Raw genomic sequence first — 16,005 nt, 5'->3', positions numbered from 1 at the left:
GGCTTCTCTCCGCGTCGTACGTCTGCGCCCCCTACTTCCCGTACCCCTCCAAAAACGCCCCGATCCGCGTGACCGCCTCGGTCAGGTCGTCCTTGTTGGGCAGTGTCACCAGCCGGAAGTGATCCGGCGTCGGGTGATTGAACCCAGTCCCATGCACGATCATGATCTTCTCCGCGCGCAGGAGATCCAGGACCAGCTCGCGGTCGTCGGTGATCTTGTAGATCTTGGGGTCCAGGCGGGGGAAGGCGTACAGGGCGCCCTTGGGCTTGACGCAGGTGACGCCGGGGATCTGGGTCAGCAGGTCGTACGCCGTGTCGCGTTGTTCGAGGAGGCGGCCGCCGGGGAGGACCAGATCGTTGATGGACTGGCGGCCGCCGAGGGCGGTGGCCACGGCGTGCTGGGCGGGCATGTTGGCGCAGAGGCGCATGTTGGCGAGGATCGTCAGGCCCTCGATGTACGAGGTGGCGTGGGCCTTGGGGCCGCAGACCGCCAGCCAGCCGCTGCGGTAGCCGGCGACGCGGTACGCCTTCGAGAGGCCGTTGAAGGTGAGCGTCAGCAGGTCGGGGGCGAGGGCGGCGAAGGGGGTGTGGGTGACGCCGTCGTAGAGGATCTTGTCGTAGATCTCGTCTGCGCAGACGATCAGGTGGTGGCGGCGGGCGATCTCGGCGATGCCGGTCAGGAGGGTCTCGTCGTAGACGGCGCCGGTGGGGTTGTTGGGGTTGATCACGACGATCGCCTTGGTGCGGTCGGTGATCTTGGATTCGATGTCCGCGAGGTCGGGCATCCAGTCGGCCTGCTCGTCGCAGCGGTAGTGGACGGCGGTGCCGCCGGAGAGGGAGACCGAGGCCGTCCACAGCGGGTAGTCCGGTGCGGGGACGAGGACCTCGTCGCCGTCGTCGAGGAGCGCCTGCATGGACATCTGGATCAGCTCGGAGACGCCGTTGCCGAGGTAGATGTCGTCGACGGAGACCTCGACGCCCTTGGTCTGGTAGTGCTGCATGACCGCGCGGCGGGCGGAGAGCAGGCCCTTGGCGTCGCCGTAGCCGTGGGCGGTGCCGACGGAGCGGAGGATGTCCTCCAGGATCTCCGGCGGGCATTCGAAGCCGAACGCGGCGGGGTTGCCGGTGTTGAGTTTGAGGATGCGGTGGCCTGCCGCTTCCAGCCGCATCGCCTCCTCCAGCACCGGGCCGCGGATTTCGTAGCAGACGTTGGCGAGCTTCGTTGACTGGATGACCTGCATGTCCGCCACTTTACGGGCGCCCGGGGGCGGCCGCCCGGTGTTCTTGCCCACGTTCGGGCCGCTGGGGAAGAAGGGGCCGGGCGGGGCGGTGGGGTGGTCCGGCCGGCCGCCGCTGACCTGCGGATTTCGTCGGGCGGCGGTGGGCGGGCCGGTCCGGCGGTACGCTCCGGGCTCCGGCGGCCGGCGCCCGGTCGGGTGCGCGCGGCGCCGCGAACGGGTACGGGCGCGCGGACGGACGTGGCAGCGGGCGGCACAGCGGTGCGGGGGCGGGAATGGCGGCGGGGCGGAACGGCGGCGGAGACGGCGGGGGCGATCTCCCGGGGAGCGGGGGCACTCCGTTCTCGCTGCTCAGCGATGAGCCGGTGACGGAGGCGGGCGGGGATCTGCTCGGGGCGCAGGCGGCGGCGCGGCGGCTGGCGGGGCTGCTGGTCGCCTCGCGCCCGGCGACGCCGTTCACGCTGGCGGTGGACGCCGGCTGGGGGATGGGCAAGAGCAGTCTGATGCGGCTGGTGGACGCGGAGCTGACGGCGCAGCCCGAAGTGCACACCGTCTGGTACAACGCGTGGACCTCGACCGGCGCGGACGCGCTGGAGGGGCTGATCAAGTCGGTCCTGATGCGGTTCGACCGGCGGGTGCTGCGGCGCGGGCTCCAGCGGGCCACGGAGCAGCGGGCGCTGTGGCGGGCGGTGCGGGCGGTCACGACGGTCGCGGCGGGGCCGTTGGGCGTCGCCGGGCTGGTGGACGAGTTGTGGAAGAGCCTGTCGGTCAATTCGCAGGCGCGCAACGAGATGCGGACGGCCATCGGGGAGCTGGTGGGGGAGTGGGCGCAGCGTCCCGGGGAGCTGCGGCGGATGCTGGTCGTGTTCATCGATGACCTGGACCGCTGTTCGGAGGAGACGGTGCTCGCGGTCTGCGAGGCGGTGAAGGTCTACCTGGACGTCCCCGGGCTCGCGTTCGTCGTCGGCTGCGACCGGTCCGCGATGGGGCCGAACGGGCTGCTGCGGGATCTGTCGCCCGCCGGGTCGGCGTTCATGGAGAAGATCTTCCAGACGAGTTTCCGCATCCCGGCTCCGGACGGGCGGGGCGTCGAGGAGTACATCCGCTGGTGCGCCCGGACCGCGGGCGTCGCGCCGCTGCTGGACGACGCGCTGGTCAAACTGCTCGCGCAGCGCAGCGCGCGCAATCCACGGCGGATCAAACGCCTGGTCAACGGCTTCGTGCTGGAAGCGACGCTGAACCCGGTCTGGCGCGACTTCGGCCCGGACGCGGTGCTGCGCACGCTGCTGCTCCAGTACTTCTATCCGGACTTCTACCGGATGATGACCGGCCCGTCGGGGACGGTGGACGGCGATGTGGTCGCGGAGTTCCGTACGTACCGGGAGGTGCGGCGGACGCTGCTGACGCCGCGCGGGGCGGTGTCCGAGGAGGACGCGGCGCAGGCGGCGGAGTTCGTCGCCCGGTACGACCTGGTGCTGCCGGACGGGCCGGACACGCTCGGGCCGGAGACGCTGGCGGTGCTGGAGCGACAACTACCGCGTGAATTCCCGGAGTTGGTGCTCAATGCCGGTTTCACGTCGTTGATCGACGAGTTGACGGGTCTGGACGACGCGGCGCGGCTGCTGCTGCGGCTGCGGGAGGGCCCGGTGCTCTCCGGGGACGGCCCGGCCCGGATGTCGGCCGCCTGGGAGCCGCTGCGGGAGGTGCTGGCCGGGATGCGGGACGGGCTCGACGCCGACGGGTCGCCGCTGGCCTGGCCGGTGACGGCGCCGGAGGGCGGGCGCCCGGACGCCGTCCCGGCGCAGGGTGCGGCATACCCGGAGCTGCCGCCGGAGTTCCGGGTGGCACAGCGGCCGGAGCCGTTCCGGCCGGGGTCGGCCTCGTACCCCGGGGCGGCGGCGTACCGGGACGACGGCCCGTACGGGAGCGTCGGTCCGGTTGCCGTGCCGCAGGGGCAAGGGGCGCCGGACGGGCGGGGGCAGCGGTTCCGGGTCAGGCCCGGGGCGTACGGCGAACCCGGGCATCCCTGGCCGCCGCTCGATGTGCTGTGGGTGGACGATCAGCCCGACCGCAAGGCCGAGGTGACGACGGTGCTGCGGAACCTGGGAGGGGTGCGGGTACGGCACGCGGAGTCGAGCCGGGAGGCGGTCGCCGAGCTGCGCTCACGCAAGCCCGATCTGCTGATCTCCGACATCAGCCGCCGCCGCGATCACACCGCCGGGTTCGTGATGGTCGAGCGCTTCCAGACGGAGGGGCTGTACGACGGGCCGGTGATCTTCTACACGATCCGGCAGAGTCCGGAGCGGGAGGACCGGGCCGCGTCGTTGGGTGCCGGCCTCACCAACCAGGAAGCGACGTTGCGGGAGTTGGTGCTGGAGGTCCTGGAGGAACGGCGCCGCACCATGGGACGGCCGGGGCGACCGGACCAGCCGCCCGGCGGATACGACGAGGAGCTGTACCAGAGATGGCGCGCGGCGGACCGCTCCGAGTACGGCCCGGCGATCGATGCCCCCCTCCCGGCTCCGGAACCGGCCCCGACCAGGGATTTCCTCCTCCCTCAGCCCCGTACCGGCCCGCCCGTCCCGCTGACCGGCCCACCGCCGGCCGAGGCTCCGGAGCTGGACCTCGCGGTCCTGTGGGTGGATGACGACCCCGACGCGTTGCCCGGGATGACCGAGCTGCGCCGCCGGGGTGCCGACCTCCAGGTGGTGACCACCGACGCGGAGGTGGTGGCGCGGGTCGCCGCCCGCCGGGTGGACCTGCTCCTCTCCGACGCCACCCGGGACGGCGACCCGGACGCGGGCTTCGCCCTCGCCCGCCGCCTGCGCGACGAGGGGCTGTACGACGGCCCGATCGGCTTCTTCGTCGGACAGGTCACCCCCGAACGGCAGCGGCGGGCGGACGAGGTCGGGGCGCTCGGCGTGACCGACCGGGCCGGGACGCTGCTCGACTGGATCGAGGAGACGCAGGCGGCACGCCGCCGCGCCGCCGAGGGCGACGCTCACGCGGAGTGACGGGCGCGCCCCCGCGCACGGAGGCGTACGGGGCGCGCGCTTCAGCGGCGTCCGCCCCCGCCGGACGACCAGCGGTTGAGCCGCCGGACGTCCTCGGCCAGCTCCGCCCGGCGGGTGTCCTCGGGGCCGGGCGGTGGTGGCTTCGGGGTGCGTTCCCCGTTGCGTTCGGCGGTCACCGTTCCGTACCTGTCCCGGAAACGGCCTGGTGGAGGGCGGTGGAGAGGCGCCGGGCCGTGGCGGTGTTGCAGTTCCCGAGGGCGATGAGCGGGGCGGTGTAACTCCCGGCGTACGACGGCAGATCGATGCCGAGGGAGGGGAGCGTGATGCCGTGCGCGGCGAGCGCGGTGCGGAGTTCCGTGAGGCAGTCGTCGATGTCGTCGTGGCGGGGGTAGTGGTAGGCGTGCGGCATGGGCGTCGGCTTCCTGTGCGGTCTGTGACGAACTGCTCACAGCGTGGCGCGCATCGGCGTAGCGTGGAAGGCCCTTCCCTTTCGGTGCGCAATCTGTGGAGTGGTGAACTGTGCCTGCAAGCAAAGAGATTGACGGTTCGGAGAGTGTGCTGGCCTTCTACGGTGCGGAGCTGCGCTACAAGCGGGAGCAGGCGGGCCTGACTCTCAAAGAAATGGTCAAGGACTGCTACTTCTCGGTGAGTTATCTGAGTGAGATCGAGCGCGGATATCGGCGAATGCCGAGGAAATTGGCCCTGCATGTGGACCGTGTGCTCGGCACGGACGGATTCTTCACGCGGCGATGCGATGACGTCCGGAGGTCACGCCGAGGCGGCTATGCCCATTACTTCGAGCGGGCGTTGGAAGCGGAGCAGGAGGCCACGGGTATTGAGGAGTGGTATCCCGGTCTCGTCCCAGGGCTGCTGCAAACGGCCTCGTACGCGCGGGCGGTCGTGTTGGGGGCTCACCCGCTGTCCACTGAAGAGGAAGTGGAGGAGAAAGTCTCCGCGCGACTGAAGAGGGCGCAGATCTTTGAAGCGGACCACAAGGTTCCGTCGTTCTGGGTGATTCTGCACGAGTCCGTGCTGGACCAACCCCTGCTCCCGCTGGGCGAGATGGCCGAACAGCTGAACCACATCGCGGAATTGGGCCGGCGTCGCCGGATCGTTCCACAGATTCTTCCGTGCAATAGCGGGCCGCACCCGCTGATGATGGGCTCGGTCAAGGCGATGCGATTCCGGGATGAGCCGCCTTTGATCTATATCGAGTCCGCGTACAGCGGTGAAACCGTCGATGATCCGGAGATCGTGGACCAGTACCTCAAGGCATACGATCTGGTGAGGGCCGCCGCGCTGCCACCGGCGGCGTCCCTGGCGATGATCCAGGCAACGGCAGAGGACTTCCGAAATGGCAAGCAACGGAACTGATTTGACCAATGTCGTGTGGCGTACGAGCACGTACACCAACGGCGACGGCGGCGACTGTGTAGAGGTCGGAGACGACCTCCCCGGCATCATCCCCGTCCGCGACACCAAGGACCGCGCCCGCGCCACCCTCATCTTCGGCGCGGGCGCCTGGAACCGCTTCGTCACGGCGGTCAAGAGCGAGGCGCTGCGCGCCTGATCGCGCGGCCCGCGAGGACGTCCGTCCGGCGGCCGTTCTCGATGACGAAGCGGCCGTCGATGAGGACGTGGGGGATGCCGGTGGGCAGGGTGCGGGGGGCGGCGAAGGTGGAGCCCGCGGCGACGGTGTCCGGGTCGAAGAGGACGAGGTCGGCGCGGTGGCCCTCGCGGATCAGGCCCCGGTCGGGCAGGCGCAGGCGGGCGGCGGGGCGGGACGTGAGGTGGGCGACGCACTCCTCCAGGGAGAGAACGCCCAGGTCACGGACGTAACGGCCGAGGTACTGCGGGAAGGTGCCGTAGGCGCGCGGATGCGGTTTGGCGCCCTGGAGGATGCCGTCGGAGCCGCCGGTGTGGACGCGGTGGCGCATGATCCGGCGGACGTTCTCCTCGTGGCCGACGTGCTGGAGGATCGTCGGGCCGAGCCGGTCCTCGATCAGCAGGCGGCGGGCGACCGTCCATGGCTCCTCACCCCGCTCGGCGGCGCTGTCCGCGACGGTCCGGCCCACGTACGCCGCGAGCGCCGGATCGGTGGTCCCGGAGATCTCGATGGTGTCCCACTCGATGGGGACGCCGTGGCAGCCGTCGGCGCCCTCCACCTCCATCGTGTGCCGGATGCGGGCGGCCGTCTCCGTATCCCGCAGCCGGGCGAGGATCGCCTCCGGTCCGCCCTCGCTCGCCCAACTCGGCAGCATCGCGACCAGCGTCGTACAGCCGGGCGTGTACGGGTACGTGTCGAGGGAGATGTCCGCGCCGCCGTCCAGCGCCGCGTCGAGCAGGGCCAGCAGCTCAGGGGCGCGGTCCTTGTTCACGCCGAAGTTCATGGTGGCGTGCGCCAGGTGCAGGGCGCAGCCCGCCTCGCGCGTCAGCGCCACCATCTCCTCGTACGCCTGGAGGGCACCGGCGCCGTACGAGCGGTGGTGCGGGCAGTAGTAGCCGTCGTACGCCGCCACCACGCGGCACAGCTCGGTCAGTTCGGCGTCGGAGGCGTACATGCCGGGGGTGTAGGTCAGGCCGGAGGAGAGGCCGACGGCGCCCTGCTGAAGGCCCTCGGCGACGAGCTGCTTCATCCGGGTCAGTTCGGCGTCGGTGGCGGGGCGGTCGTCCCAGCCGAGGGCGAGCATCCGGACGGTGCCCTGCGGGATGAGGTACGCGGCGTTGACGGCGATGCCGGCGCCGCCGAAACCGTGGTCGAGGCGGTCGAGATAGCCGCCGACGGAGCGCCAGGAGAAGTCGACGTCACCGCCGTCGCCGTTCCACCCGGTGATCTGTGAACGGACCTCCGCCAGCGTGCGGTCGTCCACCGGCGCGTACGACAGACCGTCCTGGCCGAGGACTTCGAGGGTGACGCCCTGCGCCGCCTTCGCCTCGTGCGACGGATCGCGCAGCAGCGCCAGATCGCTGTGGGCGTGCATGTCGATGAAGCCGGGGGCGAGCGCGAGACCGTCGGCGGACACCGTGCGGCGGGCGGACGGGCGCGGACCGTCGCCCTCGCGGTGGACGGCCGCGATCCGGCCGCCGTCCAGGGCGACGTCGGCGCGGTAGGACGGGCCGCCCGAGCCGTCGATGACGCGTACGTCGCGGAACACGGTGTCCATGAGGGGCTGCCTTTCGGTACGTCGGCCTTGCGGTCGGGCGTGCGGCCGGTGTCCGGGTCGGTGCGCCGGTCGGGGAGGGAGGGGAAGGGGGCCCGGTGGTACGCGGCGCGGGGGATCGGCGCGTACCACCGGGGGCCGGGGGCGGCCCGCCGGGCGGCGGGGCCGCGGATCAGAAGAAGGTGCGGATGAAGTCGGTGACCGTGCCGTCCGCCTCGACGAGGGGGATCAGCTGCCACTTGTCGAACGAGGTGCAGGGGTGGGACAGGCCCATCCCGACCCAGTCGCCGACCTCCAGCGCGTCGGCGGACTCGGTGGCCAGCCAGGTGTGCTGGTCGGACAGGCCCGTGACGGTGACGCCGGTGGCCGGGCGCTCGGCGCCGTCCCGGACGGAACGGACCACCTGCGCCTGCGGCAGATCCAGATCGTAGGCGGCGTCCCGCTTCCCGGCGTTGGCGAACGCCTGGTGCGCGGTCGGGCGGGACACGACCTGCGCCCAGAGGCGGAACGCGGGCTGGAGGGCGCCCTCCCCGGGAACGCGGTTGAACGGCGTGAGGTGGCGGTAGTGGCCGTCGTCGTGCGACACGTACGCGCCCGAGCGCAGCAGCTTCAGCGCCGGGGCGGACAGCTCGGGAAGCTCCGCGAAGACCTCGGCGACCGCGTCGAACCAGGCGCTGCCGCCCGCGCTGACGACGATCTCGTCCAGCCCGGCGAATCGGCCCTCGGCGTCGAACGCGCGGGCCAGCGCGGTGAGACGGCGCAGCCAGGCGGTGACGCGGCCGTGGTCGGCGTCCGGGACCTCGCCCTCGTAACCGGCGACACCGACCAGCCGCAGCGTGCCGGTCGCCGCGACGGCGTCGGCCACCGCGCGGCACTCGCCGTCGGTCCGGGCGCCGGTGCGGGCACCCGCGCCCGCGCCCAGCTCCACGACGACGTCCACCGGGCGGCGGGCACCGGCGGCGCGCAGCGCCTGGTCCATCAGTGTGACGCCGCGCACCGAGTCGACGTAGCAGACGAAGCGGAACTCCGGGTCGGCGTCCAGCTCGGCGGCGAGCCAGCGCAGGGCCGCCGGGTCGACCAGCTCGTTGGCGAGGAAGATCCGGGCGATGCCGTGGGCGCGGTAGACGCGCGCCTGGTGCGGGACGGCGGCGGTGATGCCCCACGCGCCGCGCTCCAGCTGCCGGTCGAAGAGCTGCGGCGCCATGGAGGTCTTGCCGTGCGGCGCGAACGCCAGACCATGGCGCTCGGCGTACGTCTCCAGCAGCGCGAGGTTGTGCTCCACGGACTCGGCTGAGAGCGCGAGGACGGGGGTGGTGAAACCGCCGTCGAAGAGGTTGCGGCGCTCGGCGGCCAGCTCACCGACGGTGCGGCCCTCGGCGTCCGGGGGGAGTGCCTTGAAGCGGTGATCGACGCGCTCGTCGGCGAGCGCCCGGGTGGCCGCCGCGGGGGCGGGGGTGTGCGGGTCCGCGGCGGGCCGGTCGGTGAGCCGGTCGTCGGCCATGGGGCCTCCTCGAAGGATGGGCGCCGGGCGCGGGCTGCGTCGCGGCGTGCCGGGGTGGTGGTGCGTCGGTGCACGAGGCGGATGCCGGGGCGATACGGGCCGGGCGCCGCCGAGTATGTTGCACCCTGTGCAACACCCATTGCGTATATCGCTTAATGCTGTCTAACATCCGAGCCAGCACCGGGTCAATGGTGAGCGTCGGTGGCCGTAACGGCACCGGCACGCGCCGGACCCGGCCGGAAAACCGGAGGCCGCGGCGGCCCGTCCCGCCGCACCGCCGGCGCCCGGCACCCCACCCGCACGCACCGCCCACCGCCGCCCGGCACCGTCCCCCCGGCTTCCCGCCCGGCACCGTCCCCACCGCGACGCACACCGGACGGGCGGTCCGGCACCGCCACGGTTTCCCCCCCCCACACACGGCACAGCGAAGGAGCACCACCCTCGTGACCAGGCCCTCGAACGCCGGCGGCACCGCAGGCCAGGACGGCGCCGCCCCGCACGGCACCGGGCTCCCGGCGCCCGGCAGCGAGCTGCCGGCCGACGGTGCCGGACTCCCCGTGAGCCCCGCCGACGTCGTCTGCCTCGGCGAGTCCATGGTCACCTTCCTGCCGTCCCGCCCCGGGCGGCTCGCCGACGTCCCGTCCTTCGCGCGCGCCATCGGCGGCGCCGAGTCCAACGTCGCCTGCGTGCTCGCCGCCGCCGGACACCGCGCCCGCTGGGTCTCCCGGGTCGGCGCCGACGGCTTCGGCGACCACCTCCTCACCGCCATCGCCGCCCACGGCGTCGACACCGGCCATGTCGCCCGCGACCCGCACCGCCCCACCGGCATCTACTTCCGTACCGCGGGGGAGCGGGCCACCGGCGCCGACGGCGAGGAGCCCGGCACCGCCGAGGTCGTCTACCACCGCGCCGGATCCGCCGCCTCCGCCATGGCGCCCGGCTCCCCGGAGCCCGCCGCCCTCGCCGGCGCCCGGATCCTGCACCTCACCGGCATCACCGCCGCCCTCTCCGACACCTGCCTGGACCTGCTGCGCACCCTCACCCGCCGCACCCCGGGCCGTCCCCTCGTCTCCTTCGACGTCAACTACCGCGTCGGGCTGTGGCAGGGCCGCCCGCAGGGCCCGAAGACCCTGCTCGACCTCGCCCGCGGCGCCGACCTCGTCTTCGTCGGCGAGGACGAGGCCGCCGCCGCCTGGGGCCTGCACGGCCCCGAGGCGATCCGCGCGGCGCTGCCCGAGCCCGCCGTCCTCGTCGTCAAGCAGGGGTCGGAAGGGGTGACGGTGCTGCACCGGGAGGACGGCGCGGCTTCCGGGGACCGCCTGGTTTCCGGGGACGGCCTGGTTTCCGGGGACGGCCTGGTTTCCGGGGACGGCGCACAGCCCGGAGCGCCCGCCGCCGCGCCCGCACCCGACACCGTCACCTACGCCCCGGCCCTCACCGTCGACGTCGTCGCGCCGGTCGGGGCGGGCGACGCGTTCGCCGCCGGGTTCCTCTCCGGGACGCTGCGCGGACTGCCGGTCTTCGACCGCATCCGGCACGGGCACCTCATGGCCGCCGCCGCCCTCACCGTCCCCGGTGACCTCGCCGCACCGCCGCGCCGCGCCCTCGCCGACCGCTTCGCCGCCCTCCCGGCCGAGGACTGGGGGAGACTGCGACTCGGCCCCGGCTGGACGGCGGAGCCGCACGACGCACGGGTGGAGGTCCCCCAGACATGAGCCAGACAGTCGACCGCGCACTGAGCATCCTGCCGCTGCTCGCGGAGGGACCGGCCAATCTCGAACAGGTCGCGGTCCGCCTCGGCGTCCACAAGTCCACCGCCCTGCGGCTGCTGCGCACCCTGCACGAGCACGGCATCGTCTACCGCCAGCCCGACCAGCGCTACCGCCTCGGCGCCCGGCTCTTCGCCCTCGCCCAGCAGGCCGTCGAGAACCTCGACGTCCGCGACATCGCCCACCCCCACCTCGTCGCCCTCAACGAGAGCTGCGGACACACCGTCCACCTCGCCGTCTACGAGGAGAACGAGGTCCTCTACATCGACAAGGTCGAGAGCCGCTACCCGGTCCGGATGTACTCGCGGATCGGCAAGCCCGTCGCGATCACCGTCGCCGCCGTCGCCAAACTGCTCCTCGCCGACCTGTCCGAACCCGAGCGCCGCGCCGTCGCGGAGAAGCTCGACTACCCCCTCTACACGCCCCGTTCCACCCCGAACGCCCCCGCCTTCCTGCGGGAGCTGGAGAAGGTACGCGAACAGGGCTGGGCCACCGACCTCGGCGGCCACGAGGAGTCCATCAACTGCGTCGGCGCCCCGATCCGCGGCGCCGACGGACGGGTGGTCGCCGCGATGTCGGTCTCCGCACCGAACGTCGTCGTCACCGCCGAGGAACTCCTCACCCTCCTGCCGCTGCTGCGCCGCACCGCCGACGCCATCAGCCGGGAGTACTCCGGAACCGCAATCCCCCGGCCCCCCGCCGGCCCCGCACAGGAAGCTGGAACATCATGACCGAGAAGACCGCGCTCACCCCGGCCACCCACACCACGCCGCCCGCGAAGTTCTCCCACGGCGTCAAGAAGGGCAACATCCTCCAGGTCGCCGGCCAGGTCGGCTTCCTCCCCGCCGTCGAGGGCCAGGCCCCCACCCCGGCCGGCCCGACCCTGCGCGAGCAGACCCTCCAGACCTTCGCCAACGTCAAGGCGATCCTCGAAGAGGGCGGCGCCACCTGGGACGACGTCATGATGATGCGCGTCTACCTCACCGACGTGGACCACTTCGCCGAGATGAACGAGATCTACAACGCCTACTTCGAGGAGCAGGGCCTGACCGCCCCGCCCGCCGCCCGCACCACCGTCTACGTCGGCCTGCCCAAGGGCCTGCTCATCGAGATCGACGCGCTCGCCGTCCTCGGCTGAGCCCACGGACCCGGCCATCCGGCCACCGTCCGCCCCGGTGCGGGCCACCCGCCCGCACCGGACCCGCCGGCCACCCGTACGGCGCCCACCGCAGGGACGCCGTACGGGGCCCGCGCCCGGGAGACCCACCGCAGGGGACGCCCGGCCGCACCACCCCCACGAGCAACCGCCTTGCCCTTAAAGCACCTTCACCCGCACCACCCGCCGCACGGCGCGGCGCCCCGTACTGCAGGGGCGCCGTGCCGCGGTCCGCCCTGCACCGAGACGCATTCCAGGGGCGCCCCCGGGCCCCCGACGACAACGGAGTCACACGATGTTCCTCGCCGCCGCCACCGCCCCCGCGCCGCCACCACCTCCGCACACCGGCGGGCTGCTGGCCCTGATACCGGGCACCCCGGGACTGCTGACCGTCGCCGTCCTCGGCATCGCCCTGCTGCTCCTCCTCATCATCAAGTTCCGGCTCCAGCCGTTCGTCGCGCTGCTCACCGTCTCCATCGCGGTCGGCCTCGGCGCCGGACTCTCGGTCACCGAACTCTTCGGCACCGTCCAGAAGTCCGACGTGAAGTCCATGATCGAGAGCGGTATGGGCGGCACCCTCGGCCATATCGCGATCATCATCGGCCTGGGCACCATGCTCGGCTCGATCCTGGAGGTCTCCGGCGGCGGCGAAGTGCTCAGCACCCGCCTGCTCAACCTCTTCGGCGAGAAGCGCGCCCCGCTCGCCATGGGCCTGACCGGCCTCCTCTTCGGCATCCCGGTCTTCTTCGACATCGGCATCTTCGTCCTCGCCCCGATCGTCTACGCGGCGGCCAAGCGCGGCGGCAAGTCGATGCTGCTCTACTGCCTGCCGCTGCTCGGCTCGCTGTCGATGACCCACGCCTTCCTGCCGCCGCACCCCGGCCCCGTCGCCGCCGCCGGCCTCTTCCACGTCGACCTCGGCTGGGTCATCCTCATGGGCCTGATCTGCGGTGTCCCCGCCGTCCTCGCCACCTGGGCGTGGGCCGCCTGGATCGGCAAGCGGATCTTCGTCGAACTGCCGCAGGACATGGCCGAGGCGGCGGACGAGGCGAAGGCGGCGGTCCTCGCCGAACAGCGCGCCGCCGGTGTCACGCCGCAGGAGAAGCCGGTCTCCCTCGGCGCCGTCCTGACGATCATCGCGATCCCGCTGGTGCTGATCCTGCTGTCGACGTTCTCGTCCATCGTGCTGGAGCCCAGCACGGCCCGTTCCGTCATCGAGTTCTTCGGCAACCCGTTCGTCGCGCTGACCCTCGCGCTGTTCGCCGCGTACTACCTGCTCGGCATCTGCCGCGGCTGGTCGCGCAAGTCGCTGGAGCGGGTCTCCACCGCCTCGCTCAAGCCGATCGGCAACATCCTGCTGGTCGTCGGCGCCGGCGGGGTCTTCGGCGCGGTTCTCCAGGGCAGCGGCGTCGCGACCGCCCTCTCCGACACCTTCCACGGCGTGGGCCTGCCCGTCATCGTGCTGGCCTGGCTGCTCTCGCTGGTCCTGCGCGTCGCCCAGGGCTCGGCCACCGTCGCCATCGTCACCACCGCCGGGATCGTCCTCCCTCTCGTCCAGGACCAGGGCCTCTCCCAGCCCCACCTGGCGCTGATCATCATGGCGATCTCCGCCGGTTCGATCTTCGCCTCGCACGTCAACGACGGCGGCTTCTGGATGGTCGCGAAGTACTTCGGCATCTCCGAACGCGACACCCTCAAGTCCTGGACGGTCCTGGAATCCGTCCTCTCGGTCGCCGGCTTCGCGGTGGCGGCGCTGGTGAGCCTGGTCGTGTAGCGGGACGGGGCGGAGCGCCGCCGGGGTGGCGGCGGGCACCTGTGCGGGGGTGCTTGCCGCCGCTCTTCCGTGCCTCGGGGGTACGGGCCCCGCCCCCGGAACAACCCGGACAACCCCGCCACTCCGGGCGCCGCAAGGGGGCGCGGTACGTCAACTTCCGGTTGATCCGGGCCGATTCATTGCCCTGGGGCCCCGGGGCGCCAACAATGCGCACGACAAACCGAAGGGCTGTTCGCCCTGCGGTACGCAGCGTGAGAGGACCCCACAATGAACCGACCTCTCGTCGGCACCCTCGCCACCGTCGTCCTGGGCGCCGCCGCCCTGGCGGGCACCGCCGGGACGGCCGGCGCCGCCCCGCGGTCCGGCACGGAGGCCACCGGCACGTTCCGTGCGCCCGGCACCATATCCGCCCCGGCGGCGTCCGGCGTCCACACGAAGACGGCGGACTTCGCCGGCACCGTCGCGCTCGACAACTGCTCCGGCTCGATCATCAAGCTCCCCACATCCAAGGACACCGACCCGGCGCTCGTCATGACCAACGGGCACTGCCTGGAGTCCGGGATGCCCGGCGCCGGCGAGGTCATCACCGACCAGCCCTCCAGCCGCGCCTTCACCGTCCTGGACGCGAGCGCCGGTGACCTCGGCACCCTCAAGGCCACCAAGGTCGTCTACGCGACGATGACCGACACCGACGTCACCCTCTACGAGACCGGCTCCAGCTACGCCGACATCCAGCAGAAGTACGGCATCAAGCCGCTGGAGCTGGACACCGCGCACCCCACCGACGGGCACAGGATCACGGTGGTGTCGGGCTACTGGAAGCAGACCTACTCCTGCTCCATCGACGGTTTCGTCCCCCAGCTCAAGGAGGGCGACTGGACCTGGAAGGACTCGGTCCGCTACACCACCGACTGCAAGACCATCGGCGGCACCTCCGGCTCCCCGGTCATCGACGAGGAGACCGGCAAGGTCACCGCGATCAACAACACCGTCAACGAGAGCGGTGAGAAGTGCACGCTGAACAACCCGTGCGAGGTCGACGAGAACGGCCAGGTCTCCGTCCACAAGGGCACCCCCTACGGCCAGGAGACCTACGGCATCGCGAAGTGCTTCACCGCCGGGAACAAGCTCGACCTGAACGCCTCGGGCTGTGAACTGCCCAAGCCGTCCGGCGTCCGCCGCTGACCCCCGCGACACGGCAGGCACCCGCCTCATGCAAGGACCGGGCCCCGCGCGCACGCTACGCGGGGCCCGGCCCGTATGAGGGGTGGCGCCGGGCCCGCCGCATCCGGGCCCGCGCGCCGGATGGCTACGGCAGCCCGTGCACGTGGCCGCCGACCTGGGTGGCGAAGGCGTTGCCGTTCTTCGCGTCCCAGTTGGTCGACCAGGTCATCGCGCCGCGCAGCCCCGGGTACGTCTTCGACGGCTTGAACGTGCCGCAGCCGCTGCCCTTCGTCAGGCAGTCCAGCGCGTCGTTGACCACCGACGGCGCGGTGTAGCCGCCGCCCGCCGCACTGGAGGACGCCGGGACACCGAGGCCCACCTGCGAGGGGTCGAGGCCGTTCTCCAGCTGGATGCAGGCCAGTCCGGTCAGGAAGTCCACGGTCCCCTGCGAGTAGACCTTGCCGTCACAGCCGAGCATCGAACCGCTGTTGTAGTACTGCATGTTGACGACGGTCAGGAAGTCCTTGATGGCCAGCGCCGTCTTGAAGTACTCGTTCTGCGGCGACTGCATGTCGATGGTCTGCGGCGCCATCGTCACCACCACATCGGAGTGCTTCGCGTGCACCGCCTTCAGCGCCTGGGACATGTAGGTGGAGTTCAGGCCGTTCTCCAGGTCGATGTCGACCCCGTTGAAGCCGTACTCGTCCATCAGCTTGTTCAGCGACGCGGCGAAGGCGTCCGCGGAGGCCGAGTCGGCGACCGACACCGACCCCTTCTCGCCGCCGACGGAGAGGATCACCGACTTGCCCGCGGCCTGCTTCGCCTTGATGTCGGCCTTGAAATCGTCCACCGAGCCGTAGCCGAGCGCCGGATCGAGGTGGAAGGTCAGCTCGCCCGGCTTGCCCGTGGCGTCGGCGAAGGCGACCGCGATGATGTCGTACGCGTCGTCGACGTCCTTCAGCTTCTGGACGGTGGCGCCGTTGTCGAAGTTCTGCCAGTAACCGGTCACCGCGTGCTTGGCGACGGCGGACGCGCCCGCGGCCGGTGCGGGTGCCCGGTGGGGCGCCGGCGCCGCCTGGGCGGTGCCCGCCGACAGCGCGCCGGCCGCCAGCAGCGCGGTCGCGGCGGCCGTGGCCAGCAGCGTCTTCCTCGTCGTACGGGATCGGACGTTCCTCGATGGTGCGCGAACCACGACTGCCTCCGTCTGTGGGGGAGTTGGGGGGTGCGGA

Annotated in this window: 14 protein-coding genes; 8 read left to right on the top strand and 6 right to left on the bottom strand. The window is 72.1% G+C overall.

Annotated elements, in window-relative coordinates; genetic code table 11:
- Positions 1-31 precede the first annotated feature (31 nt).
- Positions 32-1,240 (bottom strand): pyridoxal phosphate-dependent aminotransferase, encoded by a 1,209-nt coding sequence (locus ACZ4M8_RS08310; protein ID WP_467604456.1) that lies wholly within the window; start codon positions 1,238-1,240, stop codon positions 32-34.
- A gap of 362 nt (positions 1,241-1,602) precedes the next feature.
- Here ACZ4M8_RS08310 and ACZ4M8_RS08305 point away from each other — a divergent pair, with 362 nt between their 5' ends.
- Positions 1,603-4,251 carry a P-loop NTPase fold protein gene (locus ACZ4M8_RS08305; RefSeq protein ID WP_467604455.1) on the top strand — a complete coding sequence of 883 codons (2,649 nt, stop codon included), beginning with the start codon at positions 1,603-1,605 and terminating at the stop codon, positions 4,249-4,251.
- A gap of 41 nt (positions 4,252-4,292) precedes the next feature.
- Here the strand turns inward: ACZ4M8_RS08305 and ACZ4M8_RS08300 are convergent, their stop codons facing one another.
- Both ACZ4M8_RS08300 and ACZ4M8_RS08295 read right to left on the bottom strand, forming a co-directional pair.
- Complete coding sequence (locus ACZ4M8_RS08300; protein ID WP_467604454.1) at positions 4,293-4,427, bottom strand: hypothetical protein; 135 nt, start codon at positions 4,425-4,427, stop codon at positions 4,293-4,295.
- The gene (locus ACZ4M8_RS08295) at positions 4,424-4,660 is read right to left on the bottom strand and encodes a hypothetical protein (RefSeq protein WP_467604451.1); all 237 of its coding nucleotides are present in this window, start codon (positions 4,658-4,660) and stop codon (positions 4,424-4,426) included. Before ACZ4M8_RS08295 ends, ACZ4M8_RS08300 begins: the two co-directional genes overlap by 4 nt.
- A gap of 110 nt (positions 4,661-4,770) precedes the next feature.
- Between ACZ4M8_RS08295 and ACZ4M8_RS08290 the strand changes: the two genes are divergently transcribed.
- Together ACZ4M8_RS08290 and ACZ4M8_RS08285 are read left to right on the top strand one after the other, a co-directional pair.
- Entirely contained in the window at positions 4,771-5,625 is an 855-nt protein-coding gene (locus tag ACZ4M8_RS08290) for a helix-turn-helix domain-containing protein (RefSeq protein WP_467604449.1), read from the top strand.
- A 1-nt stretch (position 5,626) separates the two neighbouring features.
- Positions 5,627-5,821: a DUF397 domain-containing protein gene (locus tag ACZ4M8_RS08285; protein WP_467604447.1), complete on the top strand. Its 195-nt coding sequence runs from the start codon at positions 5,627-5,629 to the stop codon at positions 5,819-5,821.
- Here ACZ4M8_RS08285 and ACZ4M8_RS08280 read toward each other — a convergent pair.
- Positions 5,796-7,415, bottom strand: coding sequence for an N-acyl-D-amino-acid deacylase family protein (locus tag ACZ4M8_RS08280; RefSeq protein ID WP_467604444.1), 1,620 nt, complete (start codon positions 7,413-7,415; stop codon positions 5,796-5,798). The genes ACZ4M8_RS08285 and ACZ4M8_RS08280 overlap by 26 nt on opposite strands.
- 169 nt (positions 7,416-7,584) lie before the next feature.
- On the bottom strand, positions 7,585-8,913 hold the full coding sequence (locus ACZ4M8_RS08275; protein ID WP_467604442.1) for an alanine racemase: 1,329 nt from the start codon (positions 8,911-8,913) through the stop codon (positions 7,585-7,587).
- Between the two features lie 593 nt (positions 8,914-9,506).
- Between ACZ4M8_RS08275 and ACZ4M8_RS08270 the strand changes: the two genes are divergently transcribed.
- The 5 genes from ACZ4M8_RS08270 to ACZ4M8_RS08250 all read left to right on the top strand — a co-directional run bounded on the left by ACZ4M8_RS08270 (position 9,507) and on the right by ACZ4M8_RS08250 (position 14,797).
- Positions 9,507-10,628: a sugar kinase gene (locus ACZ4M8_RS08270; protein WP_467605308.1), complete on the top strand. Its 1,122-nt coding sequence runs from the start codon at positions 9,507-9,509 to the stop codon at positions 10,626-10,628.
- Complete coding sequence (locus ACZ4M8_RS08265; RefSeq protein WP_467604440.1) at positions 10,625-11,413, top strand: IclR family transcriptional regulator; 789 nt, start codon at positions 10,625-10,627, stop codon at positions 11,411-11,413. The genes ACZ4M8_RS08270 and ACZ4M8_RS08265 overlap by 4 nt, the downstream gene beginning before the upstream one ends.
- Positions 11,410-11,820 (top strand): RidA family protein, encoded by a 411-nt coding sequence (locus ACZ4M8_RS08260; RefSeq protein WP_399086577.1) that lies wholly within the window; start codon positions 11,410-11,412, stop codon positions 11,818-11,820. Before ACZ4M8_RS08265 ends, ACZ4M8_RS08260 begins: the two co-directional genes overlap by 4 nt.
- A gap of 313 nt (positions 11,821-12,133) precedes the next feature.
- Positions 12,134-13,612 carry a GntP family permease gene (locus tag ACZ4M8_RS08255; RefSeq protein ID WP_467604438.1) on the top strand — a complete coding sequence of 493 codons (1,479 nt, stop codon included), beginning with the start codon at positions 12,134-12,136 and terminating at the stop codon, positions 13,610-13,612.
- Positions 13,613-13,879: 267 nt separating this feature from the next.
- Positions 13,880-14,797 (top strand): S1 family peptidase, encoded by a 918-nt coding sequence (locus tag ACZ4M8_RS08250; RefSeq protein ID WP_467604437.1) that lies wholly within the window; start codon positions 13,880-13,882, stop codon positions 14,795-14,797.
- Between the two features lie 124 nt (positions 14,798-14,921).
- Here the strand turns inward: ACZ4M8_RS08250 and ACZ4M8_RS08245 are convergent, their stop codons facing one another.
- Entirely contained in the window at positions 14,922-15,968 is a 1,047-nt protein-coding gene (locus ACZ4M8_RS08245) for a chitinase (protein WP_467604435.1), read from the bottom strand.
- Positions 15,969-16,005 lie beyond the last annotated feature (37 nt).

The organism is Streptomyces sp. NPDC027185 (assembly GCF_055567035.1).
The sequence above is the reverse complement of the archived record's forward strand: the minus strand, read 5'-3'. Positions and strand labels throughout refer to the sequence as shown.

Coding starts and splice junctions, on each gene's coding strand:
- ACZ4M8_RS08295 (WP_467604451.1), bottom strand. CDS start 4,660: ATGCCGCACGCCTACCACTACCCCCGCCACGACGACATCGACGACTGC.
- ACZ4M8_RS08270 (WP_467605308.1), top strand. CDS start 9,507: ATGGTCACCTTCCTGCCGTCCCGCCCCGGGCGGCTCGCCGACGTCCCG.
- ACZ4M8_RS08265 (WP_467604440.1), top strand. CDS start 10,625: ATGAGCCAGACAGTCGACCGCGCACTGAGCATCCTGCCGCTGCTCGCG.
- ACZ4M8_RS08310 (WP_467604456.1), bottom strand. CDS start 1,240: ATGCAGGTCATCCAGTCAACGAAGCTCGCCAACGTCTGCTACGAAATC.
- ACZ4M8_RS08280 (WP_467604444.1), bottom strand. CDS start 7,415: ATGGACACCGTGTTCCGCGACGTACGCGTCATCGACGGCTCGGGCGGC.
- ACZ4M8_RS08275 (WP_467604442.1), bottom strand. CDS start 8,913: ATGGCCGACGACCGGCTCACCGACCGGCCCGCCGCGGACCCGCACACC.
- ACZ4M8_RS08250 (WP_467604437.1), top strand. CDS start 13,880: ATGAACCGACCTCTCGTCGGCACCCTCGCCACCGTCGTCCTGGGCGCC.
- ACZ4M8_RS08255 (WP_467604438.1), top strand. CDS start 12,134: ATGTTCCTCGCCGCCGCCACCGCCCCCGCGCCGCCACCACCTCCGCAC.
- ACZ4M8_RS08260 (WP_399086577.1), top strand. CDS start 11,410: ATGACCGAGAAGACCGCGCTCACCCCGGCCACCCACACCACGCCGCCC.